Genomic DNA, 6,344 nt, shown 5'->3' with positions numbered 1-6,344 from the left:
ACAATCAGAGCATTTACGGTGGTATCAAGGCCAGTTACCGGATTGGTGACAGTGTCGCCAACTTTGGAAGTTGCAGTTGGTGCAGCAAGCAAAGGGCTTGAAATCAAAACACAAAAAGAAACTGTGAGCAGCAGATTTGATTTAATTGTCACCCTCGAACCTCGCAACCGATGCAATCTGAACACATGACAACCGGATGCTGCTCCGAAAAACAGAAGCCTGTATTTCGACGTATCCCCATCACCATTTCGGGTAGAATACGCAGAAGCTAAAGAAGATAAATTTTCTAAAATTCACTCGTTAACAGTTTCGTTACTGCTATTGCGCAAATGCCACATCTTGGACGCATCTTCAGGATGAGAAAGCGGTATGCAGGATGTAAAACAGAAATAGGTGGCGCACTCTTGCTGGCGAAAGAGATGACTAATTGAGCGTGTATTGCGCCAATACATGATGACGAGCCCCTTCAGGACGAAGGATGGATTCAAACAGGGCCAAGCTGGTCACCTGCATATCTGGTACGGCTGTTACCGGACAAAGGCCTGAAACGGGCTGAGCAGTCTCGTACCGAGAGGATTTTAAGCGGGCGATCGTCACATGTGGGCGAAAACGCCGTCGGGGCAACATGATCCCGGCACGGCGCGCTGCGGCTTTCACCTTGCGATGCAGAGCAAGCAGTGGTTCGCATTCATTTACCCCAACCGCGACAACACGCCCAAAGCGTTCGAGCCTTGTAAAGGTGATGACGAATGGCTCTGCAGAAAGCGCCAAAAGCTCATCATCCAGGGCTTGCAACACCTGTTCCGATTGATCATCCAGAAAAGCCAGTGTCAGATGCAGGTTTTCAGATGGCAACGGGCGACCAACTGGTATCGTGCGCTGCAAAGGTTGAAAAGCCGTCTGCACCTCTTGGTTGAGTGGTATGGCAACAAATGAGCGCAACTCTACCTCTTTCAATCCATTGTTAAGAGCGCATCACGGCAACCATCTAGACCAACGCTGTCTGTCCTACATTCAAGCCCCATGACCAGTTCGACATGGGGAATGACCGTGCCGAACCGACTTATTCCCCGGCAATCCGTGACGAGTAGAACTGGGCGATTGCCTGTGTTCTGTTCTTCACATTGAGTTTTTCATAGATGTTCGACATGTGAAACTTGACGGTGTTGGTCGAAATCTGAAGCTCTTTCGACAGGTCCCGGTTCGACATTCCTTGTGCCAGAGCCTCGAGAATTGCGCGCTCTTTGCGGGACAGAGTTTGAATCGGGTCCTGTTGCATCTTCCGAACGTCGACGAACGGAAAAACCATCTTGCCTGCCGCCAAATTGGCGCAGGTTTCCAGCAGGCCCTCGACCTCGCCGGACCGGGCTGCAAACCCTGCGGCCCCGGGCTGCATCGCCAGCCGCGGGATATCACCGGTCGCATCACCATAAACCACAAGTCGCGGGGCGTTGGCCTGTTCGCGCAGCACTTCAATTAACTTGGCCGCCCCGAGCACTGGCAGATTCCAGTCGATCACACCGACCTGAACAGGAGCCCGCATCACAGTTCCAAGAAACCCTTCGGCCGTGGAGGATGTCGCCATCAGAGAGAATCGCGAGTCGCGTTCGAAAATTTCGGACATGGCTGACAGGACCAGCGGATTGCTGTCTGCCAGCATGACATCAACCGGTGCGCCTGGGGTATCAACCATCTGTTTCTACCTTGTTTTCGTCCTTTCCTACCCTTTTAGGTAGGGCAAAATTCAGTATACTACGGTATTTTTACCAATATGGGTAGTAAACTCCCCATACATTTAGCCATCCTAAAGCAGTAGTAAGTTACGTTGCGCCGCAAGGCAAGCCATCGTTTTCTACTCGGCAACAAAACACGACGGGCCACAGAGCCCAGTCAACAGCCGAGGGTGTCAGACGATGACTTTTCAGATTTTTCCCCCGCTTGAGGTCCCTGAAACTCTGGCCGCCGGGCCCGGGCCGGGCAATACCGATGCCCGCGTCCTGCACGCCTTTGCCAATGCGGGTGTCGCCGATCACATGCAAGGCGACGTCCTGCGTGGTATGATTGAATGCAAGCATATGCTGCGCAATATCTGGGGAACCGACAACACCTATACCTTCGCGGTCGCTGGCACCGGCTGGAGCGCGCTGGACACCATGTTCTCGGCCGTTATGCCTGGCGACAAAGTGGTCGCATTCACCAATGGCACCTTTTCCGGCATTGACGCGCTGACCCTTCGGATCAAAGCGGCCACGCCCGAAGAACACGCCGCTGATCCGCTGGACCCCAAGGCGGCCAGTGTCACCGTGATCCAAATTCCCCATGGCCAGCCTGTTACAGGTAAAATGGTCGCAGCCGCTGTGGCCGAGCACAAACCCAAATGGGTCTTCATGGCGCATTGGGAAACCGGGTCAGGCCGCATCAATGACCTGCGCGGCTTCTCGGATGCCTGCGAACGCTACGGCGCAATGGGGTTGATTGATGCTGTCTCTTCCCTTGGCGTCGATGACTTCTCGATTGATGACTATCCAGGTGTCGTGGGCTGGGCCTCGTGTCCGCAGAAAGGTCTGTGCTGTCTGCCCCTGACCTATGCGCCGGTCAGCTTTACAGATGCCTATATCGAAACCTTGAAGACAACCGGGGCCTACACCTATGTGCACAACCCGATTTTCGAGGCGCGTCATTGGGGAATTGCCGACGGACAGGACGTTGAAAAGGGGACCTATCATCGGACCCATTCGGGATACGCGGTTGCCGCGTTTCATGAATCCCTGCGCCTGACCCTGCAGGAAGGTCTGGCACGGCGGTCGATGTCATACCGGACTCATGAAAAGGTGCTGCGGGACGCCGTAACCGAGATGGGATGTCAGGTCACCTCGGACATGCCAAGCCTTGTAGTCCTCAACCTGCCGCCGGAACTGGCAGGTCGCGAAATGGAGCTGGTGCAGAACTGCCGGGCGCAGGGGTTCGGCCTCTGGCCAACCCTCAGCGCCCCCGTGCAGGTGCGCATCGGAATTCTCAACCAACTCAACCGTGAGGCTGTCAGCCAGATTGTTCGCCTGTTTGCCCAAGCGCTGCGCGAGTTGGGCGCTGATGTTGATCAGGACGCAATCGAAACTTTGTTGGACAGCCGTTACGGCACTTCAATCGCTGCATAAACAGGAGCGGATCAAATGGATATCCACGAATATCAAGCGAAGGAAATCCTTTCGAACTTTGGCGTCGACGTGCCATCCGGCGCGCTGGCCTACAGCCCCGAACAAGCGGCCTATCGGGCCCGTGAGTTGGGTGGCGACAAGTGGATCGTCAAGGCACAAGTCCACGCAGGCGGGCGCGGCAAGGCCGGAGGGGTCAAGCTGTGCAACACCGAAAACGAGATTTATCAGGCCTGTGATGACCTGTTCGGACGCAAGCTGGTGACCCATCAGACCGGTCCTGAAGGCAAAGGCATCTATCGCGTCTACGTCGAATCTGCCGTGCCAATTGATCGCGAGATTTATCTTGGGTTCGTTCTGGATCGGTCTAGCCAACGCGTGATGATCGTTGCCTCATCCGAAGGCGGTATGGAAATCGAAGATATATCGGCCGACCGCCCCGATAGTATCGTCCGGTCGATTGTTGAGCCTGCGGTTGGTCTGCAGGAATTCCAGGCACGAGAAATTGCGTTCCAATTGGGTCTTGAGCCGAAGCTGGTGCAGCAGATGGTGCGCACGCTGCAAGGCTGTTACGCCGCCTTCAGCGATCTGGACGCCACGATGGTTGAAATCAATCCGCTGGTCATTACCGGCGACGACCGGGTGCTGGCGCTGGACGCGAAGATGAGCTTTGACGACAACGCGTTGTTCCGCCATCCGCAGATCGCAGAACTTCGGGACAAAAGCCAGGAAGATCCGCGTGAAAGCCGCGCGGCGGACCGTGGGCTGTCTTATGTGGGGCTGGACGGCAATATCGGCTGCATCGTCAACGGTGCCGGGCTGGCGATGGCCACGATGGACACCATCAAATTGGCCGGTGGCGAGCCCGCGAATTTCCTCGATATAGGCGGTGGCGCCTCGCCGGAACGTGTGGCCAAGGCGTTCCGGCTGGTTTTGTCGGACAACAACGTACAGGCCATTCTGGTCAACATTTTCGCAGGCATCAACCGCTGCGACTGGGTCGCCGAAGGCGTTGTGCAGGCGCTAAAGGAACTGGATCTGGACCTTCCGGTTGTCGTGCGTCTTGCGGGAACGAACGTGGAGGAAGGCCAGAAAATACTGGCGAAATCGGGCCTTCCCATCATTCGGGCCACAACACTGATGGAAGCCGCCGAACGCGTGGTCGGCGCATGGAAAAACGACCTTACTCAAGGCACCAAGATGAGGGCTGTGTAATGAGCATTCTTCTCGATCGTGACTCGCGTGTCATCGTACAAGGCATCACCGGGCGAATGGCCCGGTTCCATACCAAGGACATGCTGCGCTATGGGACCAATGTTGTCGGCGGCGTCGTACCCGGTAAAGGCGGTGAAACCGTCGAGGGCGTGCCGGTGTTTGACACCGTCAAGCAAGCCGTCGAGGCAACCGGCGCGGATGCCAGCCTTGTGTTCGTGCCCCCACCCTTCGCCGCCGATTCAATCATGGAGGCCGCAGACGCGGGTATCCGCTATTGTGTCTGCATCACCGACGGCATCCCGGCGCAGGATATGATCCGGGTTAAGCGGTACATGTACCGCTACCCGAAAGAAAAACGCATGGTTCTGACCGGGCCAAATTGCGCGGGTACGATTTCGCCCGGCAAGGCTCTACTAGGGATCATGCCCGGCCACATCTATCTGCCCGGTCATGTGGGCATCATCGGGCGCTCGGGGACCCTGGGCTACGAAGCCGCTGCGCAACTGAAAGAGCGTGGGATCGGCGTGTCAACCAGTGTTGGAATCGGTGGTGATCCGATCAACGGGTCCTCGTTCAAGGATATCCTGCAACGGTTTGAAGAAGACGAGGATACCCACATCATCGTAATGATCGGTGAAATCGGCGGCCCGCAAGAAGCCGAGGCTGCGGAGTATATCCGCAACCACATCACCAAACCGGTGGTCGCCTATGTTGCAGGCCTGACTGCCCCGAAGGGCCGCACCATGGGTCACGCCGGGGCGATCATCTCGGCCTTTGGCGAAAGCGCCAGCGAAAAGGTTGAGATCTTGTCTGCCGCGGGTGTGAACGTGGCTGAAAACCCTGCCGTGATTGGTGAGACAATCGCACGTGTGATGGAGGCTGCGTGATGGTCAATCCTTCGGTCCTTGTCACCCGTCGCTGGCCCGCCGCCGTCGAGGCGCAACTGGCCGAAAACTACAACGTCGTACTGAATACCGGGGACACGCCCATGTCCCCGGCTGATATCCGGCAGGCGCTGAAAACCTATGATGCCGTCCTGCCTACGGTCACCGACACACTCAGCGCCGAGGCGCTGGATGTGCCCGGGGCGCAGACCAAGATCATTGCCAATTACGGCGTCGGCTACAGCCATATCTGCGAGCCGTCTGCGCGCGAGTTGGGCATGACAGTAACGAATACGCCGGATGTCTTGTCCGAATGCACCGCCGATATCGCCATGACCCTTATGCTGATGGTGGCGCGCCGTGCCGGTGAGGGCGAGCGTGAATTGCGCGCAGGACATTGGACCGGATGGCGCCCCACGCATTTGGTTGGCACCAAGGTTAGCGGCAAAACACTGGGCATCGTCGGATACGGACGCATCGGGCAAGAAATGGCCCGCCGCGCCCATCACGGGTTCGGGATGGACGTTCTTGTCTACAACCGCAGTCAGATTTCACCCGATGTTTTGGCCCACTGCAACGCAACCCAAGTCGACACAATCGACGAGCTGTTGCCGCAGTGTGATTTCGTATCTCTCCACTGTCCCGGCGGCGCGGCAAACCGCCACCTGATCAATTCACGCCGACTGGACCTGATGAAACCCAACGCTTTCCTGATCAACACCGCACGCGGTGAAGTCATCGAAGAACGGGCCCTGATACAGGCGCTGATGTTTGACATGATTGGCGGCGCGGCTCTGGATGTGTTCGACGGCGAACCCCGGATCAGTCCGGACCTCTTGCAATGCGACAATCTGGTGATGTTACCGCATCTGGGCAGCGCGACGCGCGAGGCGCGCGAGGCGATGGGGTTTCGGGTTCTTGATAATCTGAGTGACTTTTTCCAGGGCCGCGAACCGCGCGACCGGGTGATCTGACACCCTGCTCAACCCGAACAATGACTGCTGATGCGGCCTCAACCGCTGCATCGGCCATCTTCCACAGGAGATTTGCCTCGTGAATGCCCCGCATCGTACAGACGATTTTTTCACCCAGT

Annotated in this window: 6 protein-coding genes; 4 read left to right on the top strand and 2 right to left on the bottom strand. The window is 57.0% G+C overall.

Going from position 1 to position 6,344, the window contains the following annotated elements:
• Window positions 1–423: 423 nt before the first annotated feature.
• Window positions 424–906 (bottom strand): RNA 2',3'-cyclic phosphodiesterase, encoded by a 483-nt coding sequence (gene thpR, locus RUE5091_RS23880; RefSeq protein ID WP_058283775.1) that lies wholly within the window; start codon window positions 904–906, stop codon window positions 424–426.
• Between the two features lie 157 nt (window positions 907–1,063).
• Window positions 1,064–1,693, bottom strand: a complete 630-nt coding sequence (locus RUE5091_RS20330) for a response regulator transcription factor (protein WP_243470834.1) — start codon at window positions 1,691–1,693, stop codon at window positions 1,064–1,066.
• Window positions 1,694–1,913: 220 nt separating this feature from the next.
• On the opposite strand from RUE5091_RS20330, the gene RUE5091_RS20325 reads away from it, so the two are divergent.
• From RUE5091_RS20325 to RUE5091_RS20310, 4 genes are read left to right on the top strand one after another with little or no spacing between them, the layout of a single operon-like run.
• On the top strand, window positions 1,914–3,155 hold the full coding sequence (locus RUE5091_RS20325; protein ID WP_058283774.1) for a pyridoxal-phosphate-dependent aminotransferase family protein: 1,242 nt from the start codon (window positions 1,914–1,916) through the stop codon (window positions 3,153–3,155).
• A gap of 15 nt (window positions 3,156–3,170) precedes the next feature.
• Entirely contained in the window at window positions 3,171–4,367 is a 1,197-nt protein-coding gene (locus tag RUE5091_RS20320) for a malate--CoA ligase subunit beta (protein WP_058283773.1), read from the top strand.
• Entirely contained in the window at window positions 4,367–5,254 is an 888-nt protein-coding gene (gene sucD / locus RUE5091_RS20315) for a succinate--CoA ligase subunit alpha (protein ID WP_058283772.1), read from the top strand. The genes RUE5091_RS20320 and sucD overlap by 1 nt, the downstream gene beginning before the upstream one ends.
• On the top strand, window positions 5,254–6,225 hold the full coding sequence (locus RUE5091_RS20310; protein WP_058283771.1) for a 2-hydroxyacid dehydrogenase: 972 nt from the start codon (window positions 5,254–5,256) through the stop codon (window positions 6,223–6,225). Before sucD ends, RUE5091_RS20310 begins: the two co-directional genes overlap by 1 nt.
• The last annotated feature ends 119 nt before the right edge of the window (window positions 6,226–6,344 follow it).

Source organism: Ruegeria denitrificans, from assembly GCF_001458295.1.
In the GTDB taxonomy this organism is placed as follows: Bacteria; Pseudomonadota; Alphaproteobacteria; order Rhodobacterales; family Rhodobacteraceae; genus Ruegeria; species Ruegeria denitrificans.
The sequence above is the reverse complement of the archived record's forward strand: the minus strand, read 5'-3'. Positions and strand labels throughout refer to the sequence as shown.

What these genes read in the sequence shown, in the direction of transcription:
- RUE5091_RS20330 (WP_243470834.1), bottom strand. Translation starts at nt 1,693, where the DNA reads ATGGTTGATACCCCAGGCGCACCGGTTGATGTCATGCTGGCAGACAGC.
- RUE5091_RS20325 (WP_058283774.1), top strand. Translation starts at nt 1,914, where the DNA reads ATGACTTTTCAGATTTTTCCCCCGCTTGAGGTCCCTGAAACTCTGGCC.
- RUE5091_RS20320 (WP_058283773.1), top strand. Translation starts at nt 3,171, where the DNA reads ATGGATATCCACGAATATCAAGCGAAGGAAATCCTTTCGAACTTTGGC.
- sucD (WP_058283772.1), top strand. Translation starts at nt 4,367, where the DNA reads ATGAGCATTCTTCTCGATCGTGACTCGCGTGTCATCGTACAAGGCATC.
- RUE5091_RS20310 (WP_058283771.1), top strand. Translation starts at nt 5,254, where the DNA reads ATGGTCAATCCTTCGGTCCTTGTCACCCGTCGCTGGCCCGCCGCCGTC.